Annotated in this window: 18 protein-coding genes; 16 read left to right on the plus strand and 2 right to left on the minus strand. The window is 54.7% G+C overall.

The features are described from left to right. Positions 1 to 420: helix-turn-helix domain-containing protein (locus ACR0AD_RS20235; protein WP_480489377.1), on the minus strand; the 420-nt coding region annotated here is incomplete at its 3' end. Between the two features lie 317 nt (positions 421 to 737). Here ACR0AD_RS20235 and ACR0AD_RS20240 point away from each other — a divergent pair. The 16 genes from ACR0AD_RS20240 to ACR0AD_RS20315 all read left to right on the plus strand — a co-directional run bounded on the left by ACR0AD_RS20240 (position 738) and on the right by ACR0AD_RS20315 (position 16,975). Continuing rightward, entirely contained in the window at positions 738 to 2,420 is a 1,683-nt protein-coding gene (locus ACR0AD_RS20240) for a sensor histidine kinase (protein ID WP_480489375.1), read from the plus strand. Continuing rightward, positions 2,417 to 3,751 (plus strand): sigma-54-dependent transcriptional regulator, encoded by a 1,335-nt coding sequence (locus ACR0AD_RS20245; RefSeq protein WP_480489373.1) that lies wholly within the window; start codon positions 2,417 to 2,419, stop codon positions 3,749 to 3,751. The genes ACR0AD_RS20240 and ACR0AD_RS20245 overlap by 4 nt, the downstream gene beginning before the upstream one ends. Next, the gene (locus tag ACR0AD_RS20250) at positions 3,748 to 4,992 is read left to right on the plus strand and encodes an ABC transporter substrate-binding protein (protein ID WP_480489370.1); all 1,245 of its coding nucleotides are present in this window, start codon (positions 3,748 to 3,750) and stop codon (positions 4,990 to 4,992) included. The genes ACR0AD_RS20245 and ACR0AD_RS20250 overlap by 4 nt, the downstream gene beginning before the upstream one ends. Positions 4,993 to 5,258: 266 nt before the next feature. Beyond that, a complete protein-coding gene (locus ACR0AD_RS20255) occupies positions 5,259 to 6,584 on the plus strand; it encodes an ABC transporter substrate-binding protein (protein ID WP_480489368.1) in 1,326 nt (441 codons plus the stop codon). A gap of 157 nt (positions 6,585 to 6,741) precedes the next feature. Then, positions 6,742 to 7,638 (plus strand): branched-chain amino acid ABC transporter permease, encoded by an 897-nt coding sequence (locus ACR0AD_RS20260; RefSeq protein WP_480489366.1) that lies wholly within the window; start codon positions 6,742 to 6,744, stop codon positions 7,636 to 7,638. Further along, entirely contained in the window at positions 7,635 to 8,615 is a 981-nt protein-coding gene (locus ACR0AD_RS20265; protein ID WP_480489364.1) for a branched-chain amino acid ABC transporter permease, read from the plus strand. The genes ACR0AD_RS20260 and ACR0AD_RS20265 overlap by 4 nt, the downstream gene beginning before the upstream one ends. 1 nt (position 8,616) lies before the next feature. Then, positions 8,617 to 9,417 (plus strand): ABC transporter ATP-binding protein, encoded by an 801-nt coding sequence (locus tag ACR0AD_RS20270; protein WP_480489362.1) that lies wholly within the window; start codon positions 8,617 to 8,619, stop codon positions 9,415 to 9,417. Further along, positions 9,417 to 10,076 carry an ABC transporter ATP-binding protein gene (locus tag ACR0AD_RS20275; RefSeq protein WP_480489360.1) on the plus strand — a complete coding sequence of 220 codons (660 nt, stop codon included), beginning with the start codon at positions 9,417 to 9,419 and terminating at the stop codon, positions 10,074 to 10,076. The genes ACR0AD_RS20270 and ACR0AD_RS20275 overlap by 1 nt, the downstream gene beginning before the upstream one ends. Then, positions 10,073 to 11,257, plus strand: coding sequence for an iron-containing alcohol dehydrogenase (locus tag ACR0AD_RS20280; RefSeq protein WP_480489358.1), 1,185 nt, complete (start codon positions 10,073 to 10,075; stop codon positions 11,255 to 11,257). The genes ACR0AD_RS20275 and ACR0AD_RS20280 overlap by 4 nt, the downstream gene beginning before the upstream one ends. Before the next feature lie 81 nt (positions 11,258 to 11,338). After that, positions 11,339 to 12,283 carry a cyclase family protein gene (locus tag ACR0AD_RS20285; RefSeq protein ID WP_480489356.1) on the plus strand — a complete coding sequence of 315 codons (945 nt, stop codon included), beginning with the start codon at positions 11,339 to 11,341 and terminating at the stop codon, positions 12,281 to 12,283. Between the two features lie 68 nt (positions 12,284 to 12,351). Further along, a complete protein-coding gene (locus ACR0AD_RS20290; RefSeq protein ID WP_480489354.1) occupies positions 12,352 to 13,848 on the plus strand; it encodes an NAD-dependent succinate-semialdehyde dehydrogenase in 1,497 nt (498 codons plus the stop codon). Continuing rightward, a complete protein-coding gene (locus tag ACR0AD_RS20295; RefSeq protein ID WP_480489352.1) occupies positions 13,848 to 14,474 on the plus strand; it encodes a ZrgA family zinc uptake protein in 627 nt (208 codons plus the stop codon). Before ACR0AD_RS20290 ends, ACR0AD_RS20295 begins: the two co-directional genes overlap by 1 nt. Then, the gene (locus ACR0AD_RS20300; RefSeq protein ID WP_480489350.1) at positions 14,471 to 15,202 is read left to right on the plus strand and encodes an ABC transporter ATP-binding protein; all 732 of its coding nucleotides are present in this window, start codon (positions 14,471 to 14,473) and stop codon (positions 15,200 to 15,202) included. Before ACR0AD_RS20295 ends, ACR0AD_RS20300 begins: the two co-directional genes overlap by 4 nt. After that, positions 15,199 to 15,690: a hypothetical protein gene (locus ACR0AD_RS20305; protein WP_480489348.1), complete on the plus strand. Its 492-nt coding sequence runs from the start codon at positions 15,199 to 15,201 to the stop codon at positions 15,688 to 15,690. Before ACR0AD_RS20300 ends, ACR0AD_RS20305 begins: the two co-directional genes overlap by 4 nt. Continuing rightward, positions 15,609 to 16,457: an ABC transporter permease gene (locus ACR0AD_RS20310; protein WP_480489346.1), complete on the plus strand. Its 849-nt coding sequence runs from the start codon at positions 15,609 to 15,611 to the stop codon at positions 16,455 to 16,457. Before ACR0AD_RS20305 ends, ACR0AD_RS20310 begins: the two co-directional genes overlap by 82 nt. A 17-nt stretch (positions 16,458 to 16,474) precedes the next feature. After that, a complete protein-coding gene (locus ACR0AD_RS20315) occupies positions 16,475 to 16,975 on the plus strand; it encodes a DUF3299 domain-containing protein (RefSeq protein WP_480489344.1) in 501 nt (166 codons plus the stop codon). A 281-nt stretch (positions 16,976 to 17,256) separates the two neighbouring features. Here the strand turns inward: ACR0AD_RS20315 and istB are convergent. Then, positions 17,257 to 17,894 (minus strand): IS21-like element helper ATPase IstB (istB, locus tag ACR0AD_RS20320; RefSeq protein WP_480489342.1); only part of this gene is annotated, 638 nt, incomplete at its 5' end.

Consider the following 17,894-nt stretch of genomic DNA (forward strand, 5'->3'; position numbering starts at 1 on the left):
CAAAACCGACAGCGAAATGGTTGCCCCGGGTAGATTGGAATAACTGTCCCATAATGATGAAAACTCGGTAACAACATCTGACTGGGCCGCGAACGCATTCGCCCATCTCATGATATGCGGACCAAGCTGAAATCCTTGATCTGACCTCTTCACAAGTAAGTCTAATTCAACGAGAGCGGCACAAATCGTCGATACGCTGCTTTTTGGAAGATTAAGCGAACGCGAGATCTCAGAAATAGACGGAGGTATTTTTGAGGTTGTCACAAAATCAATGATATTTTTGCCGCGCTCCAGGGCAGGTACTTGCTTTGCCTTCACTAATGACATCTGAGTAACTTTGACCTTGCCATGTGCACCGACTCGACTGCCGCTCTGAGGACCTTTAGATGCTTCGCGAATTATCGGAGCTCCGCGATTCATCCGACTGGTTCAACACTGCTAGCTCCGCGTAGACCTCTTGGAGCCGACTTGCCGACCTGGTCGTGAGCTCTAGGCAGTTTGAGCGCAAACCGCTCATAAGATCAAGTAGTGTTCAGAGCAAATCTGCCACACTGGACACGCCCTGTGCGGGGCGTCATGGCTCAAAATGTTGCTGTGCGGCGCGGCAGCGAGAACTGTTTCCTTGATTTCACAGTCTTCGCGCTCAGGGAGTTTTGTGAGCGGCAACCGCTCACATTTCCTTTGATGAGCGATTTCCGCTCGAGCATGCTTGTTGTAATCTTCAAGGCGGAGGAGACATGAAAGCCCTGTTCGGAAGGCAACTTAACTTGGCCAGAAGGTATCTCTGGGGCGCGCTTGTGGCTGCGTTGATCCCGCTCATCCTTATGGCAGCTCTGTACGACCGGTACAGCGCAGGGCTTGTCGACACTCTTGTAACCAACCGCGTGGAAGCTGACGTCGAAGCGACGGCTGTGCGGATGAGCAATTTCATTGCGGTTCAGGTCAAAAAGCTAGAAAGCATTGTCGATCTCAGCGACACCAGTGACTACTTTCGAAAGGGTAATTTTGAAGAATTACCACCTTTGCTCAACGACCTGCTCTTGCTCGAAGTCGAGAATCCAGATGTCTATGCAGTCGAATTGTCCACGGACGACGGCCAACTGTTGGCAATCGTGCCAAGCGCGAGAGCGGATGATGATCGCCGCGGAATTGTGGACGCTCCCTTTATCCAGCATGGCAACTCCGAGATCATTGGTCCGATTATGCCGCACAACGGTCGCCCAGGTTGGTTCCTCATTCGAATGCCGGTCTTGCACAATCAGGAGAAGATCGGGGTCGTCTCCCTTCGCATGCGGTTGGCTTCGCTCACTGAACTTGCATCTCAATTATCGAAGACCGGGGTCTACAGAGCGCAGGTCGTCGTTTTTGACCGGGTTCGCATGTCTGTTGTCGGGACGCGCGATGAAAGTGAAGAAAGCCTGGCGCGGTCTCGCCAGTTTCTGCCAGGTTGGCGAGTCCATCTCGTGGACGATGGCGGCAATCTCGAAGAGCCACTGAACCGGATCCGGTACCTACTGCTTATAGCCGCCGCACTCTCAGCCCTCGGTCTGATGTTTCTTTTCTTCAAGATGTCACAGCGCCTGTCCGGGTATCTTTCGCCCCTGTCCGAAAGTGCCCGCGCCGTCGCAAACGGCGACTTCAGTGTAAGAGTGGGTGAGGATGGCCCTGGCGAATTGGGGGTGCTTGCCCGGTCCTACAACCGCATGCGTGAACAACTTGAGGGTCTTGTAGCGTCACGAGTGGAGGTTGAGAGACGTGCGGCACTCGGCGGCATGGCTGCTGGGATTGCCCATGAAATCCGGAACCCGTTAGCAACGGTTGCAACAACGGTCCACGGGCTGAAGAGAAACGAGACGGATTTGGAGCGGCAACAGATGTTCGAGGTCATCTCTTCCGAGATTGATCGGGTCGATCGTACGATCAGCGAATTTCTCAACTATGCCAAGCCCAGGGACCCGGACCCTGAACCAGTCTTGGTTCGTGATGCATTCCGTTCGATCCGGACCTTACTGGCGACAAATGCAAAAGCAAAAAATGTGATCATCGATCTTTCAGGTGACTCAACTCTAACCATCAAGATTGACCAAGCGCACTTCAGCCAGATCTTGCTCAATCTTTGCCTGAACGCGATCGAAGCGATGCCAAACGGTGGCCATTTGCGCCTGCAAACCTACCGCGAGAGCGACAAAGCAATCATCACTGTGTCCGATGACGGCGTCGGAATGGATGAAGAAACGAAATCACGTGTTCTTCGGCCCTTCTTCACCACCCGCAGCACTGGGTCGGGTCTGGGACTATCAGTCACAAAACAGCTGGTTGAAGCAAATGGTGGCACTTTTGAGATTGAAAGCGAATCCGGTGTTGGGACCGTGATCGTCATGAATTTCGAGGCGCATAGAGAGAAAGGCGCGAATGCATGAGTAACCTCAACATTCTAATTATCGATGACGAGATCAAACTCGCCCGCTCTCTTTCCTTTACCCTTCGTCAAACCGGGTTCGAGTGTCGTGAAGCCCATAACGGGCATGTGGGATGCAAGCTGGCTGAGAATGAAGCGCCGGATGTCGTTTTGCTCGACATCAGAATGCCCGGCCTAAACGGTCTTGAAGTTCTCGAATGGTTCAGGACCGAGCTGCCGGATGTTCCCGTCATCATGATGTCAGCTTTCGATGACACTCAAGACGCCGTAACCGCTATGAAAATGGGGGCTGTTGATTACGTCGCGAAGCCGTTTGATGTCGACGAACTGATCCTCTTGCTTAGAGAAACAGAGTCACGGCGTCGGCTCAACAGTGAGGTCCGCTATCTGAGAGAACGAACAACCAAGTTTGATTTCATCGGGAATAGTGCTGGCATGAAGCAGTTACGAACTGAAATTAGACAGATTTCCGAAAGCAACGCCCAAACGATCTTGCTCAAGGGTGAGACTGGTGTTGGGAAAGCTGTTGTTGCCAGGGAATTGCATCAAAAGATTTCGGATGACAACGCTCCGTTCGTGGAGGTTAATTGTGCGACGCTGCCCGAGCGGCAAATCGACCTTGAGCTGTTTGGCGCAGAGCGCGGATCACAACCTGGAATGCTTCTGAAACAACGGGGGCTGGTCGACATTGCAGATGGCGGGACGCTCTTTCTCGATGAGATCGGTGAGATGCCATTGCCAATTCAGGCGAAACTACTTCATTTTCTCGAAACGCATACTTATCGCGTCGCCGGTCAAAAAACCGAACGACGCGTAGACGTTCGGGTCGTCGCAGCGACGAACAGCGACCTGAATCAAGCAGTTTCGGAAGGAAATTTCCGCCAGGACTTATATTTTCGCTTGAATGTGGTGCCGCTTGAAATCCCGCCTCTAAGAGAACGTGACAGTGACATCGAACTGCTCGCGCTACATTTTGCAACTCGGTTCGCCCAGTCTTCGACTAACCAACCGATCGGTTTCGACAGGCTGACGCGTGATTTCTTTCGCAGCTACGGTTGGCCGGGCAATGTTCGGGAATTGAAGAATCTCGTTGAGCGCCTGTCGATACTTTATCCAGGGCATACAGTTACGGTCGATCTTCTGCCATCGGAAATACAAGTAACCGAAACGCGCCAACCTCTCTCAATTGAGCAATCCATGGACACCGTAGAAAGAGACCTTATTCGGGAGGCACTGATGCGTTGCAGTGGCAAAAAGGGCTTGGCGGCCGAGCGGCTCGGCATTTCCCGACATGCCTTGAAGCGAAAAATGCAACGTCTGGGACTATCATGACTCGGTTTGCACTACTTCTCTCCTCGCTGATTTTGTCTCTGTCCGGCACAACCGCTGTTGCACAGACGAGTTCTGGATCAGTCAAGGTAGGTTGCCTTTATCCTCTGACTGGACCGGGTGCGTTGTACGGACGTGACAGTGCAGTCGGTGTCCGACTTGCATTGCGGCACATTGAGGCGCTGGAACCAGCGGACTATCCGCAAATCGAAGTGATCATCGAAGACAGCCGTTCCAAATCGCTGCGCTCGACCCAGATCGCCCGTCGCTTCATTGAAGAGGATCGGGTCGATTTCCTTTGCGGGGTCGTTAGCTCATCCGTCGCCCGGGCCGTCTCAGCCGTAGCTCGAGAGAAAGAGGTGTTTTTCATCGGGACGGACCATGCGGCCCCGACGCTGATACAAGAGGACCTTCACCCCTTTTATTTCCGTTTGACGAACGGCAGTCGTCAGTCAATGCATGCGGGCGCACGATACATCAAGGAGGCTTACGCCGGGCGCACGGAGCCGTTGCGCATAGCTTTCATTGGCCCCGACTATGAATACGGTTATCAAGCCTGGAATGATCTTCAGGAATTCCTCAGAACTAACGACGTTCCCTATCTGATTACCGGAGAATTCTGGCCGCGCCTCTTCGAAACTGACTTCTCGTCTTACATCAGCGAGATCACCCGCGCCAAGCCTGACATTGTTGTCAACGGTCAGTGGGGGCTCGACCTCGTGACGTTTGTGAAGCAGGCTGATCAGCAGGGTTTGTTCGAAACGACCCAATTCATGAATTTCGATGCTGGTGGCAACTATGAGGTGTTGTCAGAGCTTGGTAACGACATGCCGCTCGGGCTAGTCCTGTCAGCCCGTCACCATGTCAACTGGCCATCCACCACACGCAATGAAGCGTTCGTAAAAGCATTCCACGAGGAGGCTGGCCGGTATCCGAGTTATGCCGCCGAGGGAGCCTATTCGGGCATTCTGGCCATCGCCGAAGCGGTCCGCGACGCTGGAAATTCCCAAGACAAAACTCGGATTGGCAGAAGCCTTGAACAGCTGATCCTTGATCTGCCTGAAGATCCTGAGGGCTTCAGTTCGTACATGGACGCTGAAACACACCAACTAATGCAGGTGCAAGCTATAGGCGAAACTGTCTTCAACAACAGCTACACCCCTGCGACAGTAATGCTTGGCAACTGGAAGATATACTTCCCTGAAGGCGCGCCTGAAAGTCGCTCTTCCCCATCGGGTGAATGAGAGAGCCACTCTTCAACATGTCACTTTGATTTGAGCGGAAGCCGCGCATCCCATGCGCACGTTTGCGCGGATTCCGCTCAAGAATAAACTAGGCGACCGTCGAACGACGCCGTCAAACCTTTCATCCTGCCCCAGCGCGCCGTCGGCGTGTCAGGGAGGAAATCTGCAACACAGTTCTCACGAACCGTCTTTTTGGGGGACGAGTTCGGCTGACCAATATGCAGAGACCTATCCCATAGAAGGATAGACTTGGAGGAGAATAAAACATGAATTCTGCAAAATCTTGCTCGCGCTTCGGTGCGAGATTGAAATCAACCACCGCAATGATAGCTGCGGCAGCGATGGGCATCGCCATATCAGTAGCGGTTACATCGCCCGCACAGGCGCAAGAAGGTGAGGTCAAGGTCGGCTTTGTGACATTTCTTTCCGGAGGGGCTGCTGGCCCATTCGGTGTTCCGGCGCGCAACGCCGCGGAATTGATGATTCAGGAAATCAACGCTGGCACCGTGCCCCCTCCTTACAACACGGTCGGACTTGCCGGCGCGACGATCAGCCCGATCTTCGTCGATGAAAACTCCAAACAGAAGAATGCCGACTACCTTAAACTCGTCGAAAAAGACGGTGTGGATATGATTGTCGGTTACATTTCGTCCGGCAGCTGTAAAGCAATCGCTCCAGAAGCTGAAAAAGCTCAAAAGCTGACAATACTCTTCGATTGCGGGACACCGCAGATTTTCGAAGAAATCGTCACCGATCCGCAATACACCTTCCGCACCGGTGGCCACGCAACCATGGATAACGTCGCCGCAGCACGATACCTACAGCAGCAGGGTGTCAGCCTCGGAACGATTGCCGGGATCAATCAAAACTACGCATGGGGACAGGATTCCTGGCGCGATTTTTCTGCATCCGTGAAGCAGCTGGATGATTCTTCGGAAGTCTCGACAGAGCAATTTCCAAAGATTTACGCAGGACAATATGGTTCTGAGGTTTCAGCATTGCTGACTTCCCAGCCTGACGTTGTGCATTCCAGTTTCTGGGGTGGCGACATGGAAGCCTTTATCATCCAGGGTTCTGCACGAGGTGTCTTTGAGCGTTCCAAGGTTGTTTTGACCACGGGTGAAACCGCTATGCATCGCCTCGGCGCGCAGATGCCGGATGGCACAGTCATTGGTGCGCGAGGGCCTCACGGAGATCTTGCCCCTGAGTCCGAGCTGAATGATTGGTTCCGTCAGGCATATTTTGACCGCTTCGGTACCCTACCCACCTACCCTTCCTACAAAATGGCGCAGGCGCTGCTGGGCGTGAAGGCCGCCGCTGACAAGGCCGGCAGTGCAGACCAGGATGCGGTCATTGGTGCCCTGAAAGGACTGGAATGGGAAGGTCCGAGCGGCATGGTGTCCATGGCGCTGGCCAACGGCCACCAGGCAATTCAGGACACGGCATACGGCACTTATCAGTACGACAAAGAAAGTGGCAAAGCGACGCTTGTCGATGTTGTACGATTTGATGCCGAATGCGTGAATCCTCCGGCGGGGGTCAACTCCATTGACTGGATCAATGGAGGCTTCGAAGGGGCGAAATGCGAGTAGCAACCTCTCCTCCCAAGGTCGGTGCTGGCCGCGAATCGTAGCCTGCCTGACCGCCTTGCTGGGCCTCGGCTTCGCTTCCTGATGGCGGGGCCCAGCACCTTTGATGGCGCAAGCCGTCGCGGGCCTAGTGCTCATAACAAAAAAACTGGAGTTCTTCATGCTAACCGCAGTTGCGATAGCAGTGGACGGGCTTGGCTTCGCAGCGTGGCTGTTTTTGTCATCGGTCGGTCTCACACTAATCTACGGGGTGATGCGCATCCTCAATATTGCGCATGGCGGCTTTTATGCTTTGGGTGCCTATGCATCCGCATGGGCGATTGGCCTATATACCCAAACAGGCAATACTATTGCCCTCACTTACCTGATCATTCCCCTGGCAGCTCTTGTCGCGGGCGTCTTTGCTGGTTTGCTTGTCGAGCGCGGAATCCTGCGCTTCATGTATGGGCGCGATGAAGTCTTGATGGTCCTAGTGACCTACGCAATCTTCCTGATCCTTGAAGACGCGACAAAGCTGATCTGGGGAACGGATTCCTATGTGTCCTACCAGCCGGCCTTTTACTTGGGTACGATCGACGTCTTCGGACTGCCTTATACGGTCTACAAGTTTGTCATCATCGGGGTGGCATTCGCGGTAGGAGCGGCGCTGTACTTCGCGCTGAATCATACACGGGTTGGCAAACTGCTTCTCGTCGTTATCGAAGACCGCGAGGTCAGCGGCGCTCTCGGCATAAACGTGACTCTCTTCTTCACGGTGACCTTTATTGTTGGCGCGACTCTTGGCGCACTGGGAGGCGCACTGACGGCTCCTGAGATCTCTGTCGTACCCGGCATTGGAGCTGAAATAATCGTGATGGCATTCGCCGTCATCGTCATCGGGGGGATGGGGTCCATTGGCGGCGCGATGATTGGCGCTCTCATTGTGGGATTTGCCCGCGCGGCGTCCGTGCATCTTTACCCTCCGGCAGAGCTCTTCTCGATCTACCTTGTCATGGCCGCCGTGCTGGCCATCAAACCCTACGGTTTGTTCGCCCTCGCAGAAAGCAGAAAGATATGACCAAGTCGTTTGACAAGACAGAGATCGGTCTAGCGATCGCGCTCCCCTTTCTGATGTCCCTTATTTTCATTCTGCCAAACTGGGTCGTGAACTACGTGCATGTCTCCATGGGTACCGGTCTTGTTGCCCTTGGGGTCATGATCCAAATGCGCGCCGGCTTGGTCTCGTTTGGCCAAGGGTTGTATTTCTGCATCGGGGGATATTCTGCCGGTCTCGCCGCGAAACTGTTCGGCATTTCCGATATCTTTCTTCTTTTGATTTTCGGATTGGTCGCAAGTGTACTGATCTCCACGGTCCTTGGTTTTCTGCTGCGGCGCTACCGCGAGATCTTCTATGCGATGCTCACCTTGGCCGTCTCGATGATCTTTTTTGGCCTTCTGTCCCGGACAGAAGAGCTCGGCAGCACGGACGGATTCAATCTGCCTCAGGCCAGTTTCCTGGGATGGGTGCCCGATGCCGATAACGGTCGTATCGCGCTCTACCTCCTGACCTGTGCAATTACGATCGGCTGCGCGATAGGGCTGAACCGTTTCTTAAGGAGTCCGCTCGGCTACATCAATGAGGCCATTCGCGAGAACGAACTTCGCGTCGAGTATCTCGGCACCTCAGCCCATAAGGCCATCCATATCACCTATGTGATCGCTGCCGCCGTTTCCGCCACGGGCGGCGTGCTATGGGCGATGGCGCTTGGCCATGTCGATCCGGAAATGACCAATTGGACCACGTCCGGTCAGTTTGTATTTGTCTCGATCCTCGCTGGCGTAGGCAATGTCGTCGCTCCACTTGCTGGCACATTCATCCTCGAGATCATTCGTGTTTATGCCGTAGAGCTTTCGCCAAATACCTGGCAGGCCATTCTCGGCACCGTGATGCTCTTGACCATCATCTTCCTGCCAAAGGGCCTGTGGTCGCTCATTTCAACAAAGAAGAAGAAAAATAAAGCCGCAGGTAATCCCGCGGCGGAAACGGGGCGATGATATGACGACCATTCTTGAAACAAAGAGCCTTGAGCGAACCTTTGGTGCCGTTGTCGCAGCACGCGATATCAACATCAAGATTTCCGCAGGCGAAGTAATGGGTGTGATTGGGTCCAATGGGGCGGGGAAAACAACCTTTGTCAATATGGTCACTGGTTACCTGCCCCCGAGCTCGGGCGAAATCATCTATCGCGGGAAGTCGATCACAGGAAAGCCGACCCGGGACATAACCCGCCTTGGAATCTGCCGGTCGTTCCAGATCCCTCAGCTTTTTCCTGAGCTTGACGTGCTCGACAACATGCTTATTGCGCTCACGATCGCCAAGCAAGAACGCCCGGTACTTTTGACGCCGGCCATCGACCCGTCACTTGAGGAAGAAGCACTTGCCGGTCTGTCCCGATTTGGCATCGATCGTTACGCACACCAGGAAATCACGACTCTTCCTCAAGGTGTCCGCAAGCTGATCGATATCGCGATGGCGACCGTTGCGGATCCTGATCTGCTGTTTCTTGATGAGCCGACTAGTGGCGTCAGCGCCGACGAGAAAATGGACTTCATGCGCGTCCTGATTGATGCGCTCAAAGCCACCGACACAGCGGTTCTTTTCATCGAGCACGACATGGAGATTGTCGAGGAATTTTCCCCACGATGCGTCGCTTTTTACGAAGGAACGATTCTGGCGGACGGACAGACTCAAAAGGTGCTGGAAGATCCCAAGGTCCGTGAATTTGTGATCGGCAGCGAGTTCCACCGCAAGAGTGCCATCGATCCTAAACAGACCAATGAGAAGGGAGCTGTTTGATGTTGGACGTCAAAAACATCGATCTATCCATCCAACGTGTTCCCATCCTCAGAGATGTCAGCCTTAAGATCGAAACAGGTAGGACCGTTGGTCTCATTGGTCGCAACGGCGCTGGAAAAACGACGCTCATGCGTTCGATCATGGGGATCCTACCAGTGCAGAATGGATCGATTGAATTCAACCATGTTCCTTTGCACACCGCAAAACCTCATGAGAGGGCTGGTCTAGGAATTGGCTACCTGCCCGAAGATCGACGGTTGGTGCCCCACTTCACCGTCGAAGAAAACATCCTCGTTTCGCTCTGGGCCACCGACAATTCGGATCGATCGCGCATGAAGTGGGTCTATGACCTCATGCCGGAAATCGGACGTTTCGCGGACCGCAAGGCGCTTACGCTCAGCGGAGGTCAGCAGAAGCTGGTCGCGCTCGCCAGAGCACTCGTTGCTGGGTCTAATCTACTTTTGCTCGACGAACCTTTCGAAGGTGTGGCTCCAGCTCTCGCGCAACGCTTGATGGAAGTGATTTCCAATTTGAGAGCGGAGAATCTGTCCGTACTAATATCTGAGTCGGACTACACCCACTCCGAAAAGGTGGTCGACCAAGTCTATTCGATCGAACGTGGCCAGATAAGTCTGATGAACGGTGTGGAGGCAGCATGACCGACGCACTATCTGATTTCGTTTTCAACACGACACCTTCAATCCGCCAAGAGATCGGCGGTATCGCACGACTTGGCGAAGTACTGCAAGGACTGCCCATCGACAGCAAGGCAAGAGGCGTGCTGTTCGTCACTGACCCGGGAATCATTAAGCTGGGACTTGCGGAGGCAGCGCTCATAGACCTCGAGCAACATAACTTCAAAGTGACGCTGTTCGATCGGATCGAACCCGATCCCAAGGCTTCGACGGTCCTGGAAGCTGTCGATCTAGCAAAAAAAGATGAGATCGTTTGCGTGGTTGGGTTCGGCGGCGGCAGTTCAATGGATGTGGCCAAGATCGTCGCACTACTAGCGATTTCTGACCAACCACTGGAAGAAATCTACGGGGTCAATCAGGCCAAAGGTACCCGGTTGCCGCTGGTTCTTGTGCCAACGACAGCCGGAACGGGGTCAGAAGTCACTGCAGTATCCATCCTGACAACAGGAACTGACGAGAAGAAGGGGGTCGTCTCGCCGATCATTCTTCCGGACATCGCGCTCCTTGATCCGGAGGTCACACTTGGGTTGCCGGCACATATCACTGCTGCGACGGGTGTCGATGCTATGGTGCATGCGATCGAGGCCTTTACGTCACGCAGCGCCAACAACAATCCGATTTCGCGGATTTTGGCAAAACAGGCCCTCTCACTGCTTGGGGCAAATATCCGTGAAGCCGTATCGAACGGATCGAACAAGGACGCACGGGCCAAGATGCTTCTCGGCTCCATGCTTGCAGGTCAGGCCTTCGCCAATTCGCCAGTCGCCGCCGTCCATGCTCTCGCCTATCCCATCGGGAGCCTTTTCCATGTCCCGCACGGTTTGTCCAACGCCTTGGTCCTTCCCGAGGTGATGCGCTTCAACGCACCGGTTTGCGGAGCGGAGTATGCAGAGCTGGCACCTCTTGTCTTCCCTGACATCGACGCTGGCCGCTCGACACAAACCATCGCTGCGGAGTTCGTCGAGCGCCTTTCGGCGCTCAATCAAGAGCTTGGCCTTGAGCCTGGGCTAAAGCAGGTCGGGATCAGTTCCATCGACATCCCGAAGCTCGCATCCGATGCCATGAACCAAACCCGACTTTTGGTGAACAATCCACGCGAAGTCTTGGAGGACGATGCTGCGCGGATCTACGAGGCCTCTTTGTAGGCGCGTGTCGGGTCTGCCGGTGCAGCGGTCTCCGGCAACCCAAATTCAATGAGACCGCATACCTCGAAGGGAGGACAAAACATGAAAAATCTTGCTCTTACAGCTGCAATAGTTTGCGGCCTGGTGGGTCCTGCAATTGCGCAGGACTGGCGCGAGTCGCCGTGGGGACCCGATGATGAAATCGGTGCCGCCAACCACATTACGCCTGAAACCGTGCTGGAGGCGTCGAAACTCGTCACGACTGGCAAGACTTACAATCTTGGGATTGTTGTCGATTCAAAGACACCGGCCTTCAGTCCACGTTCCATGAGCATCACTGTCCTGCAGCCAAACCAGATCACCACGCAGGGTCTCGGCACGAACGGCATGACCTACAATGACGATATCTTCATGGGTTGGTTGGGTATCGGGCCCCAGATCGACGGGCTCGGTCATATCGGTATCAAGCACGAATACTATAACGGTCTTCAGGGTGCCGATGTCGCGAAAGCCGATGGTCTCGCCAAGCTCGGCCTCGAGAAGCTTCCGCCCCTGGTAACACGCGGGGTCGTTCTCGACATGACCAAGCACTATGGGCAAGACATCATCCAGGAGGGAACCGCCTATACGCGGGAAGACATTATTGCTGTCGCCGAGGCGCAGGGTGTCGAGCTGAAGAAAGGCGACACGGTGCTTTTCCACTCGGGCTGGTTGAACCTGCTCGACGGGGAAAACCAGGATCATGAGCGCTATGTATCGGTCGAGCCGGGTCTTGGTATCACCGGCGCGGAATATCTGGCTGAGATCGGTGTGGTTGCCGTTGGCGCAGACACTTGGGGCCTTGAGGCCTTGCCCTTCGAAAATGGCGCGGATGGTGTCTTCGCGGTTCACCAAATCCTTATTCCACAGAATGGTATTTACATTCTCGAAAACATGGACACGCGCGAGTTGGTGCAAGACGAAGCGTGGGAGTTCATGTTCGTTCTGGGCGTGACGCGCATGCGCGGCGCGGTTCAGATGATGATCAACCCAACAGCCATCCGCTGAAAACTGGAAACCCTTCCTTCGCGGCCGAAAGGTCGCGAAGGCACCTATACTAAGCAGGAAAGTTAGCAATGCCCGTCACGTTTGCCACACTTGAAGAACGCCTCGCAAGAACGGATCTTCTGATTTCCGCCGCTTTTGTCAGCGGCAACTGGGTCGACGTGACGGACGCCGAAAAAGAGGGGCGAAAGACCTTCGACGTCAAGAATCCGGCAACCGGTGGCGTCATCCTCACACTCCCGGATATGGGAGTTGGCGGTGCGAAAGCCGCGATTGACGCTGCATATGATGCGCAGAAGGGCTGGGCCGCAAGAACAGGCAAGGAGCGAGCTGCGGTCTTACGCAAGCTCTACGATTTGATGGTTGCACATGCCGATGATCTGGCGACGATCCTGACCGCCGAGATGGGCAAGCCTTGGGCAGAAGCCAAGGGCGAAATCCTTTATGGAGCGTCCTATGTCGAGTGGTTCGCGGAGGAAGCAAAGCGCATCTATGGCGATGTCATTCCCGGTCATCAGCCGGACAAGCGCATTGTCGTCATCAAACAGCCCGTTGGCGTCGTTGCCTCGATCACGCCCTGGAACTTTCCCAATGCAATGATGACCCGCAAACTGGCCCCTGCTCTTGCGGCTGGTTGCGCCTTTGTTGCCAAACCTGCCGCCGAGACGCCGCTTTCGGCGCTCGCCATGGCCAAGCTTGCCGAGGAGGCTGGTGTGCCAAAGGGCCTGTTCTCGGTGATCCCGTCGACGGACTCCAAAGCGATTGGTCAGGAGTTTTGTTCGAACGACAAGGTGCGCAAGCTTTCCTTCACCGGCTCGACTGAAGTGGGCCGCATCCTGATGAAGCAGTCTGCAGATAAGGTGCTGCGCACGTCGATGGAACTGGGCGGCAATGCGCCCTTCATCGTCTTCGATGATGCTGATCTCGATGCCGCGGTCGAAGGGGCGATGATCTCCAAATACCGTAACAACGGCCAGACCTGCGTCTGCGCCAATCGAATCTATGTGCAGGCCGCTGTCTACGACGCCTTCGCCGAAAAGCTGGCCGCCGCCGTCAACAAGATGAAGGTCGGCAATGGCTTTGAGGAAGGCGTCAGCGCCGGACCGCTGATCTCCGACGAGGCCCTGGCCAAGGTGGAGGAACATGTGGCGGATGCGGTCAAACAGGGTGCCAAGATTGTCATCGGCGGCAAGCGTCACGAGCTGGGTGGCACATTCTATGAACCAACGGTGCTGACCGGCGTGAGAAAGGCCATGAAAGTGGCCACCGAAGAGACCTTTGGCCCCGTGGCCCCTCTGTTCAAGTTCGAAGACGTCGACGAGGTCATCGAACAGGCCAATGACACGATCTTCGGTCTTGCCTCCTACTTCTACGCCGAGAACATGGCCCGTGTCTGGCGCGTCGCCGAAGCGCTCGAATACGGCATGGTCGGCATCAATACCGGGCTCATCTCGACCGAAGTCGCTCCCTTCGGCGGCATCAAGCAATCCGGTCAGGGCCGCGAAGGCTCAAAATACGGGATCGAGGACTACCTCGAGATCAAATATCTCTGCATGGGAGGCGTGTGATGCTGTCCAGCAGCGCTTTTCCAATTGAATTGTTACGCCTTTCCGCTTTCGCTATTCTGACAGTAACGGCATCTGCATCAGTATTGGTCGCGCAATCCCGCAGTCAGCATGCCCACGAGCACGGTGCCGCCACCCTCAATATTGTCTGGAACGGCGCAACGGTGAAGGCCGAACTGAGCGCTGCTGGCGCGGACATCGTCGGCTTTGAACATCGCGCGAATTCAAAGCAAGATCGAGAGGCGATTAGCGCAGCCTTGAATGAGCTCGGCAAGGCAGAAGCCGTTATTGCCTGGCCCGAGACATTCTCCTGCGCTGTCACCCTCGAGAAGGCAGAACTTCTTGGCCCGCAGCACGAGGTCCACAGCGACGATCAGGGTCACCAATACGATTCTGAACATTCACATGATCATGATGGCGATGACGAAGATTCTCATTCCGAATTTTCAGCTATCTATCAATGGACCTGCAAGAACTTCAATCTGTCCGGAACGCTGCGACTACCGGTCTTTGAAAGCTTTCCCAGCATTGATGAAATCAGAGTCAACTTTGTTGGCGAAAGCATGCAGGGCCAACAGATTGCCACAACTCGACTGCCGGAGTTGAAACTGGAAAAGTTTCGGCAGTGACTGAGCCGTCCCGTAGCCAACAGACAGTCCTGCGCACCAGCAATGTTGCGTTGACCTGGTCGGAGCGATCAAAAGACCATCACGATGATTTTCGCCTGATCGTGCCGGACCTCGAGCTGCGCGGAGGTGCCAGCTTGATGCTGCAAGGGCGAAGCGGATCAGGAAAGACGACTTTTTTGACGGCTCTTTCGGGGTTGATGCCGAAAATCGGCGGAGCGATAGAGATTGATGGGCACGACCTTTACGGTGTCGCGCGCTCCAAACGAGATGCCTTTCGCGCTCGACATATCGGCGTGGTCTACCAGCAGTTCAATCTAATTCCGTATATCTCTCCGTTGAGTAATGTCCTGTTGCCGCTCAGGTTTCTGGGAAGCCCGTCTTCACTTGTCAAGGAACAGAAAGCAAGGGCTTGTCAGCTTTGTGAGCGCCTCGACCTCACACGAGACATCTATCTGCGAAAAGACCTCTCCAAATTGAGCGTTGGTCAGCAGCAAAGGGTAGCCATTGCGAGGGCTCTTGTGGCGAGGCCATCCATAGTGCTCGCAGACGAGCCGACATCAGCACTCGACAATAGAAACAGAGACGTATTCCTAGACCAACTCTTTGAGATGGCCGCGGAGGTTGGCTTCGCCCTTGTTCTCGCGAGCCACGATGTATCGATCGCTGCTCGATTTGACGATGTACTTGATGTCGAAACGATGCACTCAAACACAATGAGCGCAGCATGACTGTGATCTCGCTGGCATTTGGATCGTTAATCTACCGCAAATGGACCGCTGCTCTTACGGTGTTCGCGGTGGCCCTTTCCTTTTCATTGATCCAAGTTGTTGAAACGGTCCGTAGCGCTGCCCGCGACAGTTTCACCAATACGATATCTGGAACCGATCTGATTGTAGGGGCCAGGACGGGCGACATCCAACTCCTTCTCTACAGCGTGTTTCATTTGGGAAACGCCTCTAACAATTTCAGTTGGAGTTCTTTTGAAGAGATCTCGAAAAACAGCGCAGTCGATTGGAGCGTTCCGCTTTCGCTTGGCGACAGCCACAGAGAGTACCGAGTCGTTGGGACGACAAGGGCGTTTTCGAGAAATACCGATATTCCCGGCAAAATGCTTTATCCTTTTCATCAGGTAATGTGTTCCACGGGCTCTTTGACGTCGTCATCGGCAGTGATGTTGCCGCGACTCTTGGCTACAAAGTTGGGCAAGACATCGTAGTTTCCCACGGCCTAGAATCGTTGGTTGATCATGATGATCTCCCGTTTGTTATCTCCGGGATCATTGAGAAAACCGGAACGCCTGTTGATCGTTCGCTATTCATCAGCCTTTCCGCTTTGGAAGCTGTCCATACCGATGTCTCCGCACGGCGCGAAGCGCTCGGGCCCGACATCCCGGCAGAGATGCTGTTTCGTGATGTCGACTTGACGCCAAAGTTTGTTACGGCAGCGCTGATTGGCGTCAGAGACAAGATCCAGATCTTTGGCCTACAGCGACAGATCAACACCTACGCTGCGGAGCCGCTGACAGCGATACTGCCGGGCGTCACGCTTTCGGAACTCTGGCGAGTTACGGGGTTGGCTGAAAACGTGTTACGACTCATCGCTTGGGCGGTTGTCCTCACAGCCCTCGTCGGCATGATAGCGACGGTCATGGCAGGATTGGCCGCCCGGCAACGAGAGTTCGCGATTTTCCGGACCGTCGGTGCAACGCCCGGCCACATTGTATACCTGATAATCGCAGAAATCATGATCTTGGTTGCATCGGCGATCTTTGTGTCGCTTGGTCTCAGTAGCCTGATTTTGGTGACCGCTGGTTCCTTCGCGAACGAGCAGTTGGGGATCAGCTTGCAGCGCAGTTCATTGCAAGTCGACGAGCTTCCGAAACTACTCTTGTTTCTTTTGTTTGCACCTCTGGCGGCGATCCTGCCTGCCTTTGCAGCGTACAGATCCGCTCTTTCGTCACAGCTGGCCAGAAAAACCCCGTGAAAGGTATCGAGATGAGAATGACTAACCGAAGACAGTTTGTCGCGATATGTTTGACAGGCATTGGGATTATCGGGGTAGGCTCAACGACCGCCGCTCAAGAAGCCGTCCGTGAGCTTGGCTGGGAAGATCTGACCCCGTCCGGCAAGGCAGTGTTGCTTCCAACTGTATCTCACCAAGGGCCTGCCGAGGCACAAGACCTGTCCGATGCGGCCACGGTCTCCGCGCTCGACGGAGTAACAGTCAAAATGCCCGGCTTCATTGTGCCGCTAGCTTTCGAGGAACTGAATGTCATCGAGTTCATACTGGCTCCGTACAAGGGGGCTTGTATTCACGTTCCTGCGCCGCCGCCCAATCAACTGATCCACGTCCAAACAGAGATGCCCTATCCCAGCGCTAAAATGGCGCGACCGGTCTGGGTAACGGGGGTTCTGCAAGTCGAGGCAAAGACGACAGCACTCGCAGAAATTGGGTATCGGATGAAAGCCAGTGAAATCTCAGTTTATGAGTTCGACAGGTAGGTCAAACCGTGTCCGGTCTTGACCCTTAGCCGAAACAAGTGACGCATTACTAATTCTCAAGGAAAGCAAAAAATTTGGCCATCGCAGGAAAGCCCATACTCAATACACATCACCAAGCTTTAGACCGCCCTACACTTAGAGGCTGGGGCATCTGTAGCGCGACAATCTAGGTGAGGTTAGCGCGTCAATCAGGATGAGAATCCTTGGTCGCGACGTTTGAGATGATGGCGGTCTTTTCCGCTATCCTCAAGGTTTTTGTGTTTTTTGATTGTCGTTGCGCGTCAATCAGTTTTGGTGTTGGCTGGCGTGGCTCTTTGAGCGGGTCGCCCTGGTCCCTTTGCTTGTTCGGCTGCGCGTCGCCGATAGCTTTCGACGTTCATCTCGAAGATGGCCGCGTGGTGCACGAGCCTGTCGACCGCTGCCAGTGTCATGGCCGGATCCGGGAAGATTGCATTCCACTCTCCGAAGGGCTGATTGGCCGTGATGAGCATGGATCGGCGCTCGTATCTTGCGCTGATGAGTTCGAACAGCACGCTGGTCTCAGCCTGATCCTTGGTGACATAGGTGATGTCATCGAGGATCAGAAGGTGGAATTTGTCGAGCTTTGAGATGGCGCTTTCGAGGACGAGATCGCGCCGCGCCTGCTGGAGCTTCTGGACCAGGTCGGTGGTTCGGGTGAAGAGCACGCGGTAGCCATTCTCGACAAGGGAAAGACCGATGGCCGAGCCGAGATGCGACTTGCCCACACCTGGAGGTCCGAACAATAGTATGTTGCTGCCTTTGCCGATCCAGCTATCGCCCGCGGTGATGGCACTGACATGCGCCTTGGACAGCATGGGGACGGCTGTGAAGTCGAAGGCCTCAAGGGTCTTTCCCGGCAACAGCCGTGCTTGCGCCAGATGTCGCTCGATGCGGCGAC

It is taken from the genome of Ruegeria sp. BH8, assembly GCF_056538065.1.

Bases quoted from the DNA above. Each gene is read 5' to 3' on its own strand.
- ACR0AD_RS20240 (WP_480489375.1), top strand. From the start codon at position 738: ATGAAAGCCCTGTTCGGAAGGCAACTTAACTTGGCCAGAAGGTATCTC.
- ACR0AD_RS20245 (WP_480489373.1), top strand. From the start codon at position 2,417: ATGAGTAACCTCAACATTCTAATTATCGATGACGAGATCAAACTCGCC.
- ACR0AD_RS20250 (WP_480489370.1), top strand. From the start codon at position 3,748: ATGACTCGGTTTGCACTACTTCTCTCCTCGCTGATTTTGTCTCTGTCC.
- ACR0AD_RS20255 (WP_480489368.1), top strand. From the start codon at position 5,259: ATGAATTCTGCAAAATCTTGCTCGCGCTTCGGTGCGAGATTGAAATCA.
- ACR0AD_RS20260 (WP_480489366.1), top strand. From the start codon at position 6,742: ATGCTAACCGCAGTTGCGATAGCAGTGGACGGGCTTGGCTTCGCAGCG.
- ACR0AD_RS20265 (WP_480489364.1), top strand. From the start codon at position 7,635: ATGACCAAGTCGTTTGACAAGACAGAGATCGGTCTAGCGATCGCGCTC.
- ACR0AD_RS20270 (WP_480489362.1), top strand. From the start codon at position 8,617: ATGACGACCATTCTTGAAACAAAGAGCCTTGAGCGAACCTTTGGTGCC.
- ACR0AD_RS20275 (WP_480489360.1), top strand. From the start codon at position 9,417: ATGTTGGACGTCAAAAACATCGATCTATCCATCCAACGTGTTCCCATC.
- ACR0AD_RS20280 (WP_480489358.1), top strand. From the start codon at position 10,073: ATGACCGACGCACTATCTGATTTCGTTTTCAACACGACACCTTCAATC.
- ACR0AD_RS20285 (WP_480489356.1), top strand. From the start codon at position 11,339: ATGAAAAATCTTGCTCTTACAGCTGCAATAGTTTGCGGCCTGGTGGGT.
- ACR0AD_RS20290 (WP_480489354.1), top strand. From the start codon at position 12,352: ATGCCCGTCACGTTTGCCACACTTGAAGAACGCCTCGCAAGAACGGAT.
- ACR0AD_RS20295 (WP_480489352.1), top strand. From the start codon at position 13,848: ATGCTGTCCAGCAGCGCTTTTCCAATTGAATTGTTACGCCTTTCCGCT.
- ACR0AD_RS20305 (WP_480489348.1), top strand. From the start codon at position 15,199: ATGACTGTGATCTCGCTGGCATTTGGATCGTTAATCTACCGCAAATGG.
- ACR0AD_RS20315 (WP_480489344.1), top strand. From the start codon at position 16,475: ATGACTAACCGAAGACAGTTTGTCGCGATATGTTTGACAGGCATTGGG.